Source organism: Pasteurellaceae bacterium RH1A (assembly GCA_012221805.1).
Classification (GTDB): Bacteria; Pseudomonadota; Gammaproteobacteria; order Enterobacterales; family Pasteurellaceae; genus RH1A.
The window spans coordinates 1931135-1948410 of sequence record CP015195.1 but is presented as its reverse complement, the minus strand read 5'-3'; the positions used below and the strand labels follow the sequence as shown (position 1 = coordinate 1948410).

The 17276-nt window shown below is 48.3% G+C and carries 17 protein-coding genes; 7 read left to right on the top strand and 10 right to left on the bottom strand.

What is annotated here, in order from left to right; all coding sequences use genetic code 11:
* Positions 1–150 precede the first annotated feature (150 nt).
* The 10 genes from A4G20_09175 to A4G20_09130 form a co-directional block, all read right to left on the bottom strand.
* On the bottom strand, positions 151–1941 hold the full coding sequence (locus tag A4G20_09175; GenBank protein QIW16494.1) for a beta-galactosidase: 1791 nt from the start codon (positions 1939–1941) through the stop codon (positions 151–153).
* A 156-nt stretch (positions 1942–2097) separates the two neighbouring features.
* Complete coding sequence (locus A4G20_09170) at positions 2098–2535, bottom strand: hypothetical protein (GenBank protein QIW16493.1); 438 nt, start codon at positions 2533–2535, stop codon at positions 2098–2100.
* A gap of 294 nt (positions 2536–2829) precedes the next feature.
* Positions 2830–3672, bottom strand: a complete 843-nt coding sequence (locus A4G20_09165) for a PTS fructose transporter subunit IID (protein QIW16492.1) — start codon at positions 3670–3672, stop codon at positions 2830–2832.
* Positions 3659–4531 (bottom strand): PTS fructose transporter subunit IIC, encoded by an 873-nt coding sequence (locus A4G20_09160; protein ID QIW16491.1) that lies wholly within the window; start codon positions 4529–4531, stop codon positions 3659–3661. Before A4G20_09160 ends, A4G20_09165 begins: the two co-directional genes overlap by 14 nt.
* Positions 4532–4543: 12 nt before the next feature.
* Entirely contained in the window at positions 4544–5017 is a 474-nt protein-coding gene (locus A4G20_09155; protein QIW16490.1) for a PTS mannose transporter subunit IIAB, read from the bottom strand.
* A gap of 11 nt (positions 5018–5028) precedes the next feature.
* A complete protein-coding gene (locus A4G20_09150) occupies positions 5029–6183 on the bottom strand; it encodes a tagatose-6-phosphate ketose isomerase (GenBank protein ID QIW16489.1) in 1155 nt (384 codons plus the stop codon).
* 197 nt (positions 6184–6380) lie between these two features.
* Positions 6381–7145 carry a transcriptional regulator gene (locus A4G20_09145; GenBank protein QIW16488.1) on the bottom strand — a complete coding sequence of 255 codons (765 nt, stop codon included), beginning with the start codon at positions 7143–7145 and terminating at the stop codon, positions 6381–6383.
* A 116-nt stretch (positions 7146–7261) separates the two neighbouring features.
* Positions 7262–8218, bottom strand: a complete 957-nt coding sequence (locus A4G20_09140; GenBank protein ID QIW16487.1) for a tRNA dihydrouridine synthase DusC — start codon at positions 8216–8218, stop codon at positions 7262–7264.
* A gap of 165 nt (positions 8219–8383) precedes the next feature.
* Positions 8384–8998 carry a hypothetical protein gene (locus A4G20_09135; protein ID QIW16486.1) on the bottom strand — a complete coding sequence of 205 codons (615 nt, stop codon included), beginning with the start codon at positions 8996–8998 and terminating at the stop codon, positions 8384–8386.
* A complete protein-coding gene (locus A4G20_09130) occupies positions 8998–9852 on the bottom strand; it encodes a molecular chaperone DjlA (protein QIW16485.1) in 855 nt (284 codons plus the stop codon). Before A4G20_09130 ends, A4G20_09135 begins: the two co-directional genes overlap by 1 nt.
* A 496-nt stretch (positions 9853–10348) precedes the next feature.
* Here A4G20_09130 and A4G20_09125 point away from each other — a divergent pair, with 496 nt between their 5' ends.
* From A4G20_09125 to A4G20_09095, 7 genes are read left to right on the top strand one after another with little or no spacing between them, the layout of a single operon-like run.
* Entirely contained in the window at positions 10349–10870 is a 522-nt protein-coding gene (locus A4G20_09125) for a shikimate kinase I (protein ID QIW16484.1), read from the top strand.
* Between the two features lie 15 nt (positions 10871–10885).
* Positions 10886–11971: a 3-dehydroquinate synthase gene (locus A4G20_09120; protein QIW16483.1), complete on the top strand. Its 1086-nt coding sequence runs from the start codon at positions 10886–10888 to the stop codon at positions 11969–11971.
* Positions 11972–11974: 3 nt separating this feature from the next.
* A complete protein-coding gene (locus A4G20_09115; GenBank protein QIW16482.1) occupies positions 11975–12790 on the top strand; it encodes a DNA adenine methylase in 816 nt (271 codons plus the stop codon).
* Positions 12791–12843: 53 nt separating this feature from the next.
* Positions 12844–14193 (top strand): transporter, encoded by a 1350-nt coding sequence (locus tag A4G20_09110; GenBank protein ID QIW16481.1) that lies wholly within the window; start codon positions 12844–12846, stop codon positions 14191–14193.
* Between the two features lie 25 nt (positions 14194–14218).
* Positions 14219–15454 carry an RfaL protein gene (locus tag A4G20_09105; GenBank protein ID QIW16480.1) on the top strand — a complete coding sequence of 412 codons (1236 nt, stop codon included), beginning with the start codon at positions 14219–14221 and terminating at the stop codon, positions 15452–15454.
* Between the two features lies 1 nt (position 15455).
* Entirely contained in the window at positions 15456–16742 is a 1287-nt protein-coding gene (locus A4G20_09100) for a 3-deoxy-D-manno-octulosonic acid transferase (protein QIW16479.1), read from the top strand.
* Positions 16739–17215, top strand: a complete 477-nt coding sequence (locus tag A4G20_09095) for a pantetheine-phosphate adenylyltransferase (protein ID QIW16478.1) — start codon at positions 16739–16741, stop codon at positions 17213–17215. The genes A4G20_09100 and A4G20_09095 overlap by 4 nt, the downstream gene beginning before the upstream one ends.
* Positions 17216–17276 lie beyond the last annotated feature (61 nt).

The window sequence follows — 17276 nt, the reverse complement described above, 5'->3', positions numbered from 1 at the left end:
GGCGGGGGTGGGGGGATTGAGCGAAGCTCAAGAAGCAAGCGGGTTATTTTTCGGGAATATTTGCAAATTTTTCCTAATTTGATATCGCTTGTTGCCTTTCGGCAATCCCCCCACCCTAACCCTCCCCGCAAGCGGGGGAGGGGATTTAAGTTACAAATTCACCGTATCCAATTCCCTATAAATCGGTTTCTCCGCAAACCGCAATTCACTCACCTCTACCCCCTCGGTTTCAAACACCACAATGCGGTTGCTGCCCTTTTTCAAGAAAGGTGCTGGCAGGTAGAGATAAGTCGTTGGGCCTTCAGACCAGTATCTGCCGAGATTTTCGCCATTAACAAAAACCACGCCCTTGCCCAAGTAAGAGGTGTCGATAAAGCTGTCTTTGGGCTCTTCATCAAGCACCAAATCAAAGGCATAGAAGGACGGTGTGGCTGGATTTTTTTCGCCTGTAAAATCAATTTGATCGAGTTTGTCAAAATCCAAACAGAACTGCTGCCAGTCGGTGTGGAAATGCAGATCCAGCATCACGCCGCCATAAATGCCCTTGTATTGGGTTGGGGAAAGCAGTTTGCCGCCGTAATTGACGCGGCCCATATTTTCGACCAAGAGATCCAGCTGATAAGGGCGATCTGGAGCTTCTAGCAGGACTTCATCGCCGATTTCAAACTGGTATTGGGTGGCAATTTTGATCTGGTCTTGGAAGATTTGCACCCTGTCTCGGGCGTTGTAAATTCTGAGCTTGATCGGGCCGCTTGCATTATGCGGTTTGGCCCGGTAGAGAATGTAGCCATAATGATGGCCTAATTCTTCCATTGACTGCGGATAGGCATTTTCAATCGGTTGAGCCAGTTTTTCCAGCGTACTGAAAAGTGACACGCTTTGTGCTACCTTGAGGCTTGGATAGGCGGTTAATTCAGGCAAAATCGGATCAGTAATCGGGGAAGCGTCTGGGTATTGGGCAAAGACCTTTTGTAGCAAATAGTACTTGTCGGACGGCTCACCCCACTCACGCACGGGCGCATCATAATCATAAGAAGTGACTTGAGGCAGATCCCTGTCCTTACGGGCGGAACAGCCGTTCATAAAGCCGAAATTGGTGCCGCCTTGGAACATATAGAGGTTAATGCTGGCTCGTTTGAGCAGTTGCGCCACGCAGTCGGCCAAATCCTGTGCCTCACGCTTAATCACCGGCTCTTTCCAGCGGTTAAACCAGCCGTCCCAAAACTCCATACACATTAGAGGAAAGGATTTACCGTGGTGGTCGAAAAAGGCTTGCAGTTGGTCGAGATTTTCGTCAGATCGTGAACCAAAATTGCCGGTTGGCAGAATGTCGTCCTCAATCAAAGAGCCGGCACTGAGCGCATTATGCCAAGCCCCATCGGAGGTAAAGAGCGGCACATCAATGCCTTCTTTTCGCATTAGATCCGCCATCGCTCGCAGATAAACCTTGTCGTTACTGAAAGAGCCGTATTCGTTCTCCACTTGCATCATCAAGATGTTACCGCCTTGGGTAAACTGGAAGGGGCGGACTTTGGGCAGTAGCACCGCAAAATAGTCTTCAATCAGTTTTAGGAACTGCGGATCACGGCTACGCAAACGCATATTTGGGTAATTGAGCAACCAAGCCGGCAGGCCGCCAAATTCCCATTCGGCACAAATATAGGGCGTTGGGCGAAGAATGATATAAAGCCCCAAATCTTGGGCGGTTTGCAAAAATTTGACCAAATCCGCCCGCTTGTCGAAGCAAAAGCGGTCGGGTTCAGGCTGGTGCAGGTTCCAGGGCACATAGGTTTCCACCGTGTTCGCCCCCATCGCCTTGAGGTTGTAGAGGGTTTTGTACCAGTATTCCGGCACGATACGAAAATAATGCACTGCCCCTGAAAGGATTTTAAAGGGCTGCCCGTTGAGTAAGAAGTCTTGTTTGCCGATTTCAAAGTGCATTGTTTGCTCCTAATTTAATGTGAGCTTGAGGATTGGCGATCCAGTCGATTAAATGGGTTTCCACCCCTGCCTGATTGCCTGCCAGCACATCGGCTGGGCTGTCGCCAAAGTAAACCGCCTCTGCCTTGTCGATTTGTAATTGTTGCAGAATTTTAATTAAGCCATCGGGGCGGGTTTGGAATTTGCGATGTCGTCATCACTGATGGTTAAATCGAAAGTATCTTCTAGCCCTAGGGCCTTGAGGGAATAATCAAGACTTCGTCTGCCTTTGCCGGTAAAGACGGCTAATTTTTTGCCTTCTGCCTTGAGTTGATTAAGCATTGTTCTGATTGGCTCGGGGCAACTGGCGTAAAGCCTGTGATTGGTTTGGTAAAGTTGGTAGTAAAATTCGACCGCTTGTTGCTTGGTTGCCTCACTGCCACCCACGATTTTTTCGATGATTTCCACCTCAGAACCGCCAAAATGGGCTTCGATTTGGGCGTTGGTTAACAACTCGCCCTTGTATTTAAGGAAGGTTTCCCGAAAGCACATAAAGCAGAGGGGAAGAGTGTCGGCAAGCGTGCCATCGAAGTCGAAGATGTAGAGGGTTTTCATAAATACAAGCGGGTCAAAAAGTTGAAGTTTTTGCAAATTTTGGTTGATTAGTCAGATAAACGTAAACTTTGCGAAGATCCATCCCCCTCTTTAGCAAAGAGGGGTTAGGGGAGATTTGGCAGTAGAAATAGCGAAGTGAGAGTGTGATTAGTCCTAGAATAATCCTTTTTATCTTACTTCTAATATAGCCCTCACTCTGTTATCACTTCTGCCAAATCTCCCCCTGCCCCTCTTTGCTAAAGAGGGGAGTAAACCGTGGATATTTGACTATCCACGGTTTATTTAGCTTCCGTTTTAGCCCTTAGCCAAAACCCCCAACCAAGAGAACAAGATACAAAGCACGATGATGATCATAATGGCTTTATTCGAGTTCATTTTTGGTCTGCCTAATAGCCAGTAAACGAAACCAACTACAAGGGCAGGCACGAGGCGTGGGAGAATGAGGTCTAGGTTAGCCTGGGCGGAGACCACTTTTTCACCGATGGTGGCCACATAAGGGACGTGGACATTCACCATGGTGGCACACATCACTCCGACCACGAAGACCCCGAGTACGGTAGCGGCGTTGGTTAAGGCGTTGAGTTTGTGGCCTAAAGTAGTGACCAGACTGACCCCTTCACGGTAGGCAATTTTGAGTTGTACCCAGCGGAATACCATTGTGAGGATAGCCACAAAGACCCAGAGGAAGACCCCTGTTGGGTTGCCTTGGAGAGCCATTGTTGCGGCAATCGCCCCCATAATGGCAGGGACAAGTGAGCCGAAAATCGCATCACCAATGGCGGCGAATGGCCCCATTAAGCCTGATTTGATCCCTGAAACCGCTTCAAAAGATTTGGTTCCTTGTTTTTCTTCGAGTGCCAAGTCAATCCCTTTCACAATGGTGTTAAAGAATGGACTGGTGTTGAAGAACTGGGTGTGCATTTCCATTGCTTTTTGCAGTTCTGGGGTGTTGTCGCCATACATTTTGCGAAGCTGTGGCAAAATAATCCAGAGGTAGCCTGAGCCTTGCATACGTTCATAGTTCCAGCCTACTTGGTTGAGGAAGAGGCTGCGGGTATTGATTTGGCGGAAGTCGGCATCGTTGAGTTTATAGCCTTTTGGGTTGCCCACTTCAATGTGTTGATTAGAGTTCGTCATCTTCAATTTCTCCTTTTGCTGAAGGGGTTTTAGCCGCTTGTACTGGGCTGCCTTCATTAACACTGCGGTTGTAAACCATAATGGCAAGGGCTAAACCGATTGCCGCCATAGCAAGCATTGGTACGTTGGTAATGGCATTGGCCACGCCTGCTTTGGCACCCACGGCGTTGATGTTGCCGAAGAGGGTGATAAAGATTGCGGTTAAGGCAAAACTTAAGATTAAGTAGGCAATATGGCGTTTGGTTGGGAGGTAACGCAAGAGGATAGCGAAACCAAGGGCTGGTAACACGCCGCCTGCAAGGGTTAAGCCGTCAGCGATCACTTTCAACACACCGGTTTGCATTGCTTCTGCCAGTTTAGCCACAAATGGGCCACCAAAGACCAGTGCCAAGAAGATTGGAAGGGCACGAGAGAGACCCCAAGCCACTGACCCTAAGAGGTAGTTGACGGTGATTGCATTGTACTCGTGGTTTTTCACGTTTTTATCAATGCGGTGAGCAAAGAAAACGTTAGACATACGGGCTAAGATGTCGGTGTAAACCATCAAGGCTGCGATTGGTACAGCTAAGGTGGTTAAGGCAAGTTGCGGATCCATACCGGCTGATACGGAAAATGCGGTTGCGATAACGGTACCTGAGTTAGCATCGATACGAGATGCCCCACCGAAGGTACCCACACCGAGTACGGTTAATTGCATTGAACCACCAATCAGTAAGCCGGTGGTCAGGTCGCCCATAATGAGGCCAGTAATTAAGCCTGCAAAGACGGGAGAACCCGCACTAGATACGATTGTGATTTCATCGAGAATTTGATAAAACGCATAGAGCGTAATCAAAAGGATTTGCCACCATTCAAGCATAGTTTTTCCCTCCTAGAGAAGTTTCATAAGGTCGATTTTTTCTTCATTAGGCACCATTTGAGCGGTCAAACTAATGCCTTTTGCAGAAAGCTGTTTGAACACTTCCACATCCGCATCGGTCACATTAACCGATTTTTTGATGGAACGTGTTTCAGGGGTTTGCGACATATTCCCCACGTTAATTTCGGTAAGCTGCACGCCTGCATTAACTAATTGCAAAAGTGTTTGCGGATTACGCACCACCAAGAGCACGCGTTGGCTGTCGTAACGCCCTTCGTTGATGTTATTGGCAGCTTTTTCCACCGTCAGCACGCTTAGGTTCACCCCAGCCGGGCAAGCCAAGCGAAGCCCTGCCTTGTCGATGTCGTTGTTAGCGGCGACTTCGTCCACCACCATAATGCGGGTAATGTTGAGGTAGGATGTCCACAGGTTTGCTACCTGTCCGTGGATTAAGCGACCATCAATTCGTGTATTGAGAATTGCCATAAGGCCTCCTTTTAGTCGTTGTTATTTGAAAATGGATAGAGGGTCACGCCCTGCACTACTCGATTAACCTCCCCAGTCGGGCAAGGGTTATCGGTGGTGTAGCCCAACTCAAAGGAACTATAAAAGGCATAGCATTGAGCCAGGGTGAGATAGAGGAAGATGCGGCCTGCGTCATCTAAATGGTTTTTGCAAAAATCGGCAGGAATTGCACCGCTTGTTGAAGCCCCAATTGCCACCACTTTTTTGGCCTTTTGATCGCGGACTAATTCTTGGTAGAGATCGTCTTCATAGCGAGAGGTGTAAGCATTTTGTGAGGTCATCACCAAAATTAAGGTTTCGCCCTGCACTAAAGATTTCGGCCCGTGGCGGAAGCCCATTGGCGAATCATAGACAGCCAAACGCTGCCCTGCGGTCAGTTCTAAAATTTTAAGGGCGGCTTCTTGAGCAAGCGGGGCGAAATGGCCAGAACCGAGGTAAACCACACGTTCTACTGGCAGTTTGGCAAGTTCTCGCACGGCTGGGGCTTCTTCTTTTAAGCAATGTTCGGTTCGCTCACACACGGCTTGCAGCCAAGCTAAATCGTAACGGTTTGGCACAAAACTCAAGAGGGCGGCCAACATCATATTGCTGGCACTGGAGGTCATCGCAAAGCCCTTGTCGCAGGTTTCATCAGGCAGATTGAGGGCGAAAGCGGTGGGATTATCATGGCATTTTACCGACAAGGCACCGTTTTGGTTGTTGGTGATAGCTAAATGATAGATTTCATCGACCAATTCATCGGCTAATTGCACCGCCCCGACACTTTCAGGGCTGTTGCCCGAACGGGCGAAGGAAACAAGAAGGGTTGGTTTATCTTTAAAGAAATGTTGGGTTGGGTTAGAAACTAAATCCGTACTGGCAATGGCTTCAACCACAAAGCCTAATTGCTGACTGAGGATTGGCGCAACTACGCCCCCGATAAAGGCAGATGTGCCTGCCCCTGTAAAAATAATGCGTAAAGAACCCGCTTGAGCCCGTTTAAGCAGCGGTTGCAAAAAGGCTTGAATTTGCGAGCTGGCAACCAGAGCTTGGGTTTTGAGCCAAGTGGCCGGCTGTTGCTCAATTTCCTTGGCTGTCCAAAGGGCATTTTGGGCTGCCAATTCGCTTTGAGGGATGTGAAGGAACATGGTTGTCTCCTTTTATTTGTTGCTACCCCCTCCCCCGCTTGCGGGGGAGGGTTGGGGTGGGGGATTGAGCAAGGCTCAAGAAAACAAGCGATTATTTTCTGAAAAAATTTGCAAATTTTCGTGTAATTTCTACCGCTTGTTGCCCTACGGCAATCCCCCCTCCCTAGCCCTCCCCGCAAGCGAGGGAGGGGATCTTATTATTCAGCCACCAACACCTTCACCCCAAGGCTTTCTAGCTGCTGGCGGTAGTGGCTGGGGATTTGGTTATCCGTCACCAAAATATCAATTTCATCGGCGGCACAGATGACAAATTCACTGTACTGGCCGAACTTGCTGGAGTCGGTGACCACAATCACCTGATCAGCAATTTCGGTCATCAGGCGGTTGAGGTAGCCCTCTTGCTCGTTGAAGGTGGTAATGCCTCGTTTTAAGTCGAAGCCATCCACCCCCAAAAAGACCTTATCAAAGCGATATTGGCGGAGATTTTCGTTAGCCATTAAACCCGAAAAAGACATGGCATTTTTACGAAGCGTGCCGCCACTAATGCGAACCTCCACATTCGGACAGGCAGAAAGTGCCATCGCAATATCCAAGCCGTTAGTCATGGCCACGATGTCTAGCTCACCCAAGTGATTTACGATTGCTTTCGTTGTTGTGCCAGAATCGAAAATCACTTTTTCGCCATCCTTGAGTAGGGAGGCCGCCAATTTACCGATCTTGGCCTTGCGTTCAGGAAATTTGGTGTCCTTATCGGAAATGGACAGCTCTTTATTTAAGTAGGCATTGAGTACAGCCACCCCGTAGGAGCGGGTAATAAGCCCTTGTTTTTCCAATACATTTAAGTCGTTACGAATGGTAACAGATGAAACTTGAAAGTGTTTGGCTAATATTTCTACACGCTGGCTACCCGCCTGCTGTAGTAACTCCAATATTTCGCTTTGTCTTTCAACACTGCTTTTCATTTTCTCTCCTGTCAGCAACCAGAAAACTGCTTTGATTGCTTGCGATTAAGTTTATTAAAAACAAAAACGAAAGCAAATGAAAGATTGTAAATTTGAGAACTAGATCACAAAATTTTTTAAGCGCGGGAAGATGCCTGTTCGATATGGGCCTTAAGCCCAGCATAGCCATGTTCAGTTTTGAGGATGTCGAATAATTGTGCCGCTTCGGGGTATTCCTTGTCTAAATAACGCAACCACTGCTTAATGCGGGCAACGTGGTAGAAGCCCGTGTCCTGCTCATTTTCCATATTGACATATTGATAGAGCAGGCCTAGGACCTGATCCCAAGGCATCTTGGGGGCATTGTATTTGACCACACGGCTAAGGTTAGGCACATTGAGCGCCCCTCGGCCCATCATCAGGCGGTTACAAGCGGTCACTTCTTGGCATTTTTTTGCAGATTCATAGTCCCAAATTTCACCATTGGCAATCACGGGAATAGCTAGGCGCTTTTGAATGTCACCGATGGCCTGCCAGTTAATCCGTTCGGCCCGGTAGCCATCCTGCTTGGTGCGGCCATGGATGGTGATTTCATTGGCCCCGCCTTGGGCGACCGCATCGGCAATTTCAAAGCAGCGGCTGCTGTCGTCCCAGCCTAAACGGACCTTAACCGACACCACTTGATGGGCTGGCACAGCCTCCCGCATGGCCTTGGTGGCTCGGTAAATCAGGTCAGGATCTTTCAGCAGAGAAGCCCCACCATTGCTACCATTCACGGTTTTAGAGGGGCAGCCGCAGTTGAGATCGACCCCGTGAGAACCCAGCTCCACTGCAAGCAAAGCATTTTCGGCTAACCATTGGGGATGCTGACCTAAAATCTGCACCCGCACAGGCGTGCCAGAGGGCGTGAAGCCCCCCTGATGGAGTTCAGGGCAAAGGCGGTAAAAGGCCTTTTTAGGTAGTTTCTGATCCACCACCCGCACAAATTCCGAAATACAGAGATCGTAGTCATTTACCGCCGTCAAAAGCTGACGGACAAAAGGATCAAGTACCCCCTGCATGGGGGCCAGGATAACTTGCAAGTTTTTCAAGATTTTAATCCGCTTGTTAGGGGTTATTGATATTTACTTCCCCCTCCGCCTTCGGCACCTCCCCCGCAAGCGGGTGGAGGGAAATTTTTATCAATATCTCATATTCTTCGCTCCCTCCGTTTACGGGGGAGCTGCCCGAAGGGCTGAGGGGGGGACTATTAAGAAATGTTAGTAACGTTTCAGATCAGGACGGGCGATCAGATAGATAAGCAAAGCCGTTAAAGCCCCAAGCGTATCAGCCAGCATATCCTTCTGGGCATCCCAAATATCGCCTTGAGAGCCTAAAAACTCAATGCCAGCATTGCCGCCCTCAATCACCGCATACTGCCATTCAATGATCTCATAGGCCGCCGCCACCGACATAATAAAGAAGAGGGAGAAGAAGAAGGCCACACCCAAGCCGCACTTGCGTGTTCTCAAGAGCCATTCAGCCATGGGGAAGCTGTAAAAGCCGATAATATAATGGGCAACACGGTCGAAGTGGTTGCGATCCTCGCCTAAAAAGGGGCTGAGGAACTGATTGGCCCAGTCAAAGGGCACGTTGGCAAAGGTATATTTAGCGCCAATCAGGTGCATAATCAGCCAAAGGGACATAAGGAAATAGGCCAGGCCGCTAAACTGAAAGCGAGGATAGGTTAAAATCAAGAGGCCAAAGACCACAAAAATGGGGGCGACTTCGGCATACCAAACGGCGCGATCAGTCGGGTTAAGCCCCGACCAGACAGCGATTACGGTAACAACAATGGCTAAAAAAAGTGGAATAGTGTGGGAACGTTGCTGCATTATTTCCACCCCTTGGTTTTACAAATTAAATCGTAGGCAGCCTGTATTTGCTGGGCCTTTTCCTTGGCCATTTCCATCATTTCAGGCGGCAGGCCCTTGGAGGCCAGCTTGTCTGGGTGGTTCTCGCTCATGAGCTTGCGATAGGCCCGCTTAACTGTATTTTGCTCATCTTGAGCCGACACGCCCAAGACCTTATAGGCATCGTCCACACTCGGACGCCCAGGCTGGCTGTAGCCGCCACCATAGCTGCCTTGCTGTTGATAAGAACCTTGCGATTGCTGCTGATAATAGCCTGAACGGAAGCGTTGGGCGGCTAAGGTCATGGCCAACATTTGTTCAAACTGAATACGGTTCATGCCCATGGCTTCGGCCATGGTATAAAGCACCTGCTGCTCATTCGGGTCAAGCACGCCATCGTGGAGGGCGGCCTGCATTTGCACCTGGACAAAGAAATTAAGCAGGTCACGGCGCTGGCCACAGGCCTCCCGAAACTCGCCGATTACCTTACGCAGGGGGAAATCTGCATCCTTGCCCAAGTTAAAGGCCTGTTGGGCCTGTTTCCGCCCAGCTTCATCCAGCTTGAGCTGGTTCATCAGCTGGCTGGCTAGCTGGATATCATCTTCGGTCACCCGCCCCTTGGACTTGGCCAAATGGCCCAGCACCGCAAAGGTGGTTTGGGTGAAAAGCGACTGACGGGTCAGCCCCTTGCCAAAAAAGCTAGACGACACCGAACCTAATTCATAGAGCTTCTTATCAGCCAAATGGCCCAAAATCAAACCCAAAAGCCCACCAAAGAGGCTGCCCGTTAGCTTATAGCCAATAAAAAAACCTAAAATTTTACCGATAAATTGCATTCCCTATCCTCTGTTTACCGTCAAAAAATTGGCCTATTCTAACACAAGCGGGGCAAAATTTTATGGATTTTCTAAACGCCTTTTTCTTCTTCAAGCCGTGGGTAATGCTTACCCACGGTTAGATATAAATGTTCCCCTTTGGGGAACCTTATGCGAGCAAAGAAAAATTTTGTCCTGAAGGGTGATCCCAAAAGGCACTCTTTATCTTAAGCTTAATCCAACCCCGTCGAATTCGACGGGGTTGGATTTAAAATACTACCTGGCTAAATTAAATACGGTTTAGGTTGAAAACCTACCCCATTTATTGCGATAATCACGCCCATCTTTATTTGGGCGATTTGTAGGGTGATTTGCTTATATTTTAAACTAAAAACCACCCTTATTTGTAAAAAATCCTGAAAATCAGACCGCTTGCTCCTGCAAGCGGTTGTTTTTTCGTGATTTTTTGCAAACCTTTTTACAAGTCGAGGTGTTCATTCATTTTTAAGATTAGAAAATGGCAGAAAAACGTAATATTTTCTTAGTAGGCCCTATGGGTGCGGGCAAAAGCACCATTGGTCGCCAGTTGGCACAAATGTTGGGTATGGACTTTATTGATACCGACAGCGAAATCGAAAGCCGTGCTGGGGCAGATATTGACTGGATTTTTGATGTGGAAGGCGAAGCCGGCTTCCGTAAGCGTGAAGAGCGGATCATCAATGAGCTGACCCAGGGCCAGGGCATTGTGCTCTCCACAGGTGGCGGTTCGGTACTTTCTAAGGACAACCGCAATGTGCTGTCTGCCCGTGGAATTGTGATCTATTTGGAAACCACGGTCGATAAGCAGTTTGAGCGTACCCAGCGGGATAAAAAACGCCCACTCTTGCAAACCGAAGATCCACGCAAGACACTAGAAGAGCTGGCCAAGATCCGCAATCCGCTCTATGAAGAAGTGGCGGATATTGTGTTGCAAACCGATGACCAAAGTGCCAAGGTGGTTGCAACCCAAATCATTGATATGATTGACAATTTACAATAAAACAAGGGGGCAGGTATGTTGCAGGTCAAGGTTGAATTAGGGGTTCAGAGTTATCCTATCCGCATTGGGCAGGGGTTACTTAAGGACGCCTCTTGCTACCCTGTAAAAGCAGGCGATAAAGTGATGATTGTGTCCAACCCCGCCATTGCCCCTCACTACCTGGCCCAGGTGGAACAAACCTTGACCGCGGCGGGTTGCACGGTCGATAGTGTCTTAATTCCAGACGGCGAAGCCCACAAAACCTTAGATTCGCTTAACCTGATCTTTACTGCCCTATTGGAGAAAAATCACAATCGGGATTCGATTTTGATTGCCCTAGGCGGTGGCGTGATTGGTGATGTGGCCGGCTTTGCGGCTGCTAGTTATCAACGTGGTATTCGTTTTATTCAGATCCCAACCACGCTTTTAGCCCAAGTGGATTCGTCTGTGGGCGGCAAAACAGGCGTAAACCACGCTTTAGGCAAGAATATGATCGGGGCCTTTTACCAGCCACAGGCCGTGATTATCGACACCGATACCCTGAAAACGCTGGAGCATCGTCAGGTCAGTGCTGGCTTGGCAGAGGTCATCAAATACGGGGCGATTTTTGATTTACCGTTTTTTGAATGGCTGGAAGCTCATATTGGTGATCTGGTTGGCCTTAAACAAGAAGCCCTTGAGTACTGTATTCAACGCTGTTGCCAGCTCAAGGCTGACGTTGTTGCCCGTGATGAGAAAGAGAAGGGCGATCGTGCCTTGCTAAACCTAGGTCACACTTTCGGCCATGCCATTGAAGCCTATATGGGCTACGGCAGATGGCTGCACGGCGAGGCGGTTGCTGTGGGCATGTTGGAAGCCGCGGTGCTTTCGCAAATTTTGGGCGATTTAGACCCGCTTGCTGTGGCCCGCCTTGAAAAATTACTGGCCCGAGCCAATCTACCAACCGTTTCTCCAGATGGCATGCAGCCTGCTGACTACCTGCCTTATATGTGGCGGGACAAAAAGGTGCTGGCAGGTAAACTTCGCTTGATCTTGTTGAAGGCACTAGGCCAGGCCTATGTCACTTCACAGGCAAGCGAAGAGCAAGTGCTAGAAGCCATCCGAACCTGCACCCAGGACTAAACTGTGAAAAACCGAGCCTTCTTGAAGTGGGCTGGCGGGAAATATCGCCTGGCCCCTGAAATCAATAAACACCTGCCACAAGGGGCCTGCCTGGTCGAACCCTTTGTGGGGGCGGGTTCGGTTTTCCTTAATACCAATTTTGAACGTTATCTCCTGGCCGACATCAACCCTGATTTAATCAACCTGTTCAACACGGTTAAAACGCAATTAGAGCCTTTTTTATTTGCCAGCCGTGAAATTTTTCACCATCCCCAGGCCAATACGGCAGATTTTTACTATGTTACAAGGGCTGAATTTAACGCTGAAAGTGACATTTTCCGCCGTTCAGTGCTCTTTCTCTACCTCAACCGTTTTGGCTTTAACGGGCTTTGTCGCTATAATCAAAAACACCAGTTTAACGTGCCCTTTGGCCGCTATAAGAAGCCCTATTTCCCTGAGGCAGAAATCCGTTTTTTTGCCCAGAAAGCAGAGCGGGCGACCTTTGTCTGTATGGACTTTGTTGCCCTCTTTGATTGGTTGGTAGACAATTTAGACGACTATGTGGTCTATTGCGATCCGCCCTATGCCCCGCTGGATCAGGCCAGTAATTTTACCCAATATGCCAGCCACCACTTTGGCCTATTGCAGCAGCAAACCCTGGCAGAACAGGCCAGGCGGCTTCAGGCGGAAAATATCCCTGTGGTCATTTCCAACCACGATACGGCTTTTACCCGAGAGATCTACCAAGGGGCCCAAATCCACAGCCTGCCTGTGCAACGTTTTATTGGGCAGAAGCCTAGTTCGAGGGTCAAGGTGATGGAGTTGGTGGCGGTGTTTTAAACAAGCGAGTAAAAAACCGCAACATTTTACAAAAATAAAAACAAGAGGAAAAAATGAAAGAAGAAAGACAATCCTGGTCCAGCCGATTAACTTATGTTCTCACTGTAGCTGGTGCAACCGTCGGCTTTGGCGCCACCTGGCGCTTCCCCTATTTAGTTGGCGAAAACGGCGGTGGTGCCTATGTTGCCTTGTTCTGCTTGGCCATGATCGTGATCGGTATCCCTATGATCTTGGTTGAAAACGTGATTGGCCGCCGTATGCAGGTCAACTCCATTGATGCCTTTGGTGGCAGTGCCAATGGCAAGCAGATCAATCCCGCCTGGAAGATCTTGGGCTATATGGGCCTACTGGGCTCTTTCGGCATTCTGGCCTACTATATGGTCTTGGGTGGCTGGGTGCTCAATTATATCGGCAGCCTGGTTTCGGGTACCCTTGATCTTTCTCGCCCTGTTACTGCGGAACTGACGGCCACTTACTATAAGGAAAGTATCCAAAACAGCCCCTGGGCCATTATTGGTTACACTGGCCTTTTCGTGCTGGCAAACCTCTTTATCTTACTCAAGGGCATTGTGGACGGGATTGAGCGTTCGGTTAAATATCTGATGCCGATTTTGTTTATTTTCCTTATCGTTATGGTCATCCGCAACGTGACCCTAGACGGAGCAGCTGAGGGGATTAAGTTCTACCTCATGCCCGATTTCTCCAAAATTACCAAGGAACTCTTTATCTTTGTCTTAGGCCAGGTTTTCTTTGCCTTAAGTCTCGGTTTCGGTGTGCTGATTACCCTTTCTAGCTACCTAGACAAGGGAGAGAACTTAGTCAAAACGGCCACCATCACCGGCGTACTCAATACGGCCATCGCTCTACTGGCAGGCTTTATGATCTTCCCATCGCTCTTTAGCTTTGGCGTGGCCCCAAATTCAGGCCCGACCCTGGTTTTCCAAAGCCTGCCGATTGTTTTTTCCAATATGCCATTTGGCACCATTTTTGCCATTATTTTCTTTAGTTTATTAGTGGTTGCAGCACTTACCACTTCACTCACCATTTTTGAAGTGCTTATCACTGCCCTACAAGAAAAAACCAAAATGAGCCGCGCTACTGCCATTGTGGTGACCCTTACCACCATTTTTGTGCTGGGCAATATTCCATCTGTTTTAGGTGATAACGAATGGAGCAGCGTGCGGATTATGGGCAAGAGCATTTTTGATGCATTTGACTATATCAGCGGCAATATTCTCTTTATTTTAACAGCCTTAGGCAGTGCTATTTTCGTGGGTTTCGTCCTCAAAGATGAAGCCAAACAAGAACTAGGTGCTGGCAAAACCTTTACCACACTCTGGTTTAACTATGTACGTTTTGTGATCCCTGTAATTATTTTGGTGATTTTCTATAATTCATTATAATTAGGCAAAAATCCTTGGAGGAATTATGCTTACCTATCTCAAGCAATATAATGGCGCAGTTTATTCAGGACTTGTGGGTCTTTTTTTTATCTGTATTTTGCATTTTAAGATAAGTTATAGCCTAATTCCTATTTTGCTTGCCTTGGCTGGGTTTTACTTTGTTTATCAGGCAATTAAAGCCAGAGAACTTCGCTTATCAAGTGAAGCAAGATGGCTGGTTGGGGCTTTTGTGATTTATTTCTTGCTCTTTGTGGCCTCGCTCTTTGTTCATGGAGGAAGGGGGAGAGAGCTAGATTTACCCAGCCGTGCCTTGCTTGTTCTTCCTATTTTGCTCTTGCTCTTTCGTATTCAGCTCAAAGTGAGCTGGGTAATGATGAGCTTGGTTATTGCTGCCAATCTTGCCGGTCTTGTGGCAGCTGCCCAATCCTTCTTAGATATTAGACCTTTTCCAAGCCATATGCAGATCCAAGCAGGCGGCATTGCCATGTCTTTGGCGCTTTTTTCCCTTTGCCTATTTTTCTATTTTGTACAAAACAAGCAACGTTTAGGTAGTATTTTAGCCTTAACAGGCTTTGGCTCGAGTCTAGTGGCTAGCGTCTTAACCACTGCTCGTGGGGCTTGGGTGGTCTTGCCCGTCATGCTCGTACTCATTTTATGGTTTAATCGCAATGTGTTAAGCAAAAAATTGATCGCTCTTATCCTTGTATTATGTAGTGTTGGGTTGGCTGCTAATTATCAGGTTTTGGAAAAGCGCATAAGTGCAGCTCAGCAAGATATTAAACTTTATATTGAAAATAATAATGGCCAGACCTCCTTGGGCGCTCGCTTTGATATGTGGGAAAGTGCCTTGCTAGGCATACAGGAAAAACCTGTCTTTGGCTGGGGCTTACAGGGAGTGCGAGAAATGCGCCAAAAACATGTTGAACAAGGCTTGGTTGATCCTATTGTTAGCTCTTTTGGCCATGCTCACAACCAGTATTTACATGATGGATCTGCTCGTGGTTTGCTGGGCTTGGCCAGTCTGTTAAGTATTTTTCTTGTACCACTAGTCTGTTTTGCACGTAATTTGAAGCAGGCTCCCATGGGCAGTGCCAGTCGCGTATTTGGTCTATTGGGGATTACCCATATATTGGCTGTTATGGGTTATTCTTTATCACAAGCCTTTTTATCCCATAACTCAGGCTCTATTTTCTATTTCTTTGCGGTTATAGTTTTTTACGCCTTGCAAAAAATCACGCAAAACCAACCGCTTGAGGACTAATATGCTTCGTTTTTGCTATACGCTTTTAAGCTATTTCTTGCAGCCCTTTATTTTGCTGCTTATGGTCAAGCGTAGTCTAAAACAACCTGCCTATAAAAAACGCTTGAGTGAACGTTATGCTTGTTATGGCCAAAGCCCTCAACCCCAGCCTCATGGGATTGTTATTCATGCCGCTTCAGTTGGAGAAGTCATCGCTATTACTCCTCTGGTTAAGGCCATGCAACAGCAATACCCTGGCTTGCCCATTACTTTTACCACCATCACCCCGACGGGTTCAGAGCGGGTTAAGGCGGCTTTTGGCACCAGCGTATCTCACTTTTACTTGCCCTACGACCTGCCTGATGCCATCGGCCGTTTCCTGAATTTTGTTCAGCCCAAGGCCTTTATTGTGGTGGAAACCGAACTTTGGCCCAATCTAATTCAGGCAACCCATAAGCGGGGCATTCCCTTTATTATTGCCAATGCCCGCTTGTCCCCCCGTTCCGCCCAGCGTTATGGTTGGATCAAGCCTGCCCTGAAAAAAATGTTCAGTAGCATTGAGCTGATTATGGCCCAAGACAAGGTCAGTGCCGATCGTTATCTCCAGCTCGGTTTTAATCCAGCACATTTGGTGAATACCGGCAATTTGAAGTTTGACCTCAAGGTTAGCCCAGAACACAGGCAGGGCATTATTGCCACCCGTGAGCAATTACAGCTGGCCCATCGCTTGGTTTGGATTGCGGGCAGCACCCATGAGGGGGAAGAAAAGCTGATTTTAGATGCTCATCAAGCACTGTTAAAAACCTATCCCGACTTAGTCTTAATCTTAGTCCCCCGCCATCCTGAACGTTTTGAGGCGGTGGCAGAACTGATTGAGAAATCCCCGCTTACCTTTGTCCGCCGCTCTTCGGGCCAGGCACTTGCCTCAAGCCATCAGGTCTTATTGGGCGATACCATGGGGGAAATGATGCTGCTTTATGGCCTGTCCCAAATGGCCTTTGTGGGCGGCAGCCTGGTCAAGCATGGTGGCCATAATCCCCTAGAGCCGATTGCCTTTGAAATCCCCGTGATTTCGGGCATTCACACCTATAACTTCCCAGAAATCTTTGTCAAATTACGGGAGGTAAACGGGGTTATCGAGATTGAGAGTCAGGCTCAGGCCCTGGTGCAAGCGGTTGATTTTCTCTTAAAATCCCCAAATCAGGCCGAAAAGGTTGCCCAGGCTGGTTTTGAAGTCCTAAAAGAAAACCAAGGGGCGCTTGAGCGCCACTTGCAGCTCCTCACTCCTTATCTTGAGAATAAATCATGAACGTTATTTATGTCGGCACCTTCGACCCCATCACCAACGGCCATTTAGACATCATACAGCGGGCCGCCAAACTTTTTGAGCATTTGATTGTGGCCGTGGCTCAAAACCCCAGCAAGCAGCCTCTTTTTAGCCTAGAAGAACGGGTAAAACTGGTTCAAGCCAGCTGTGGGGACCTGGACAATGTTGAGGTGCTGGGCTTTAGCGGCTTACTGGCCGATTTCGCCCAAGCCCATCAAGCCCAGGCCCTGATCAGAGGGGTTAGAAGTGGGGAAGATATTGACTATGAAATCCAGCTGGCTCAGCTTAACCAACGCTTATGGCCAGATCTGGAAACCGTCTTCCTGCCCCCTTCTAGCCAGTGGAGCTTTTTGTCTTCCACCGTGGTCAGAGAAGTCTTTAAGCACGGGGGCAATGTCAGTGGTTTTGTGCCAGGCCCTGTTTTTGAGGCTTTAAAAACCTATCAAAAAGGCTAGGCCAATTTTTCCTTTGGCCTGCCTTGAAATCCTTTCATTCCACCCCATATTTCCTGCGTTT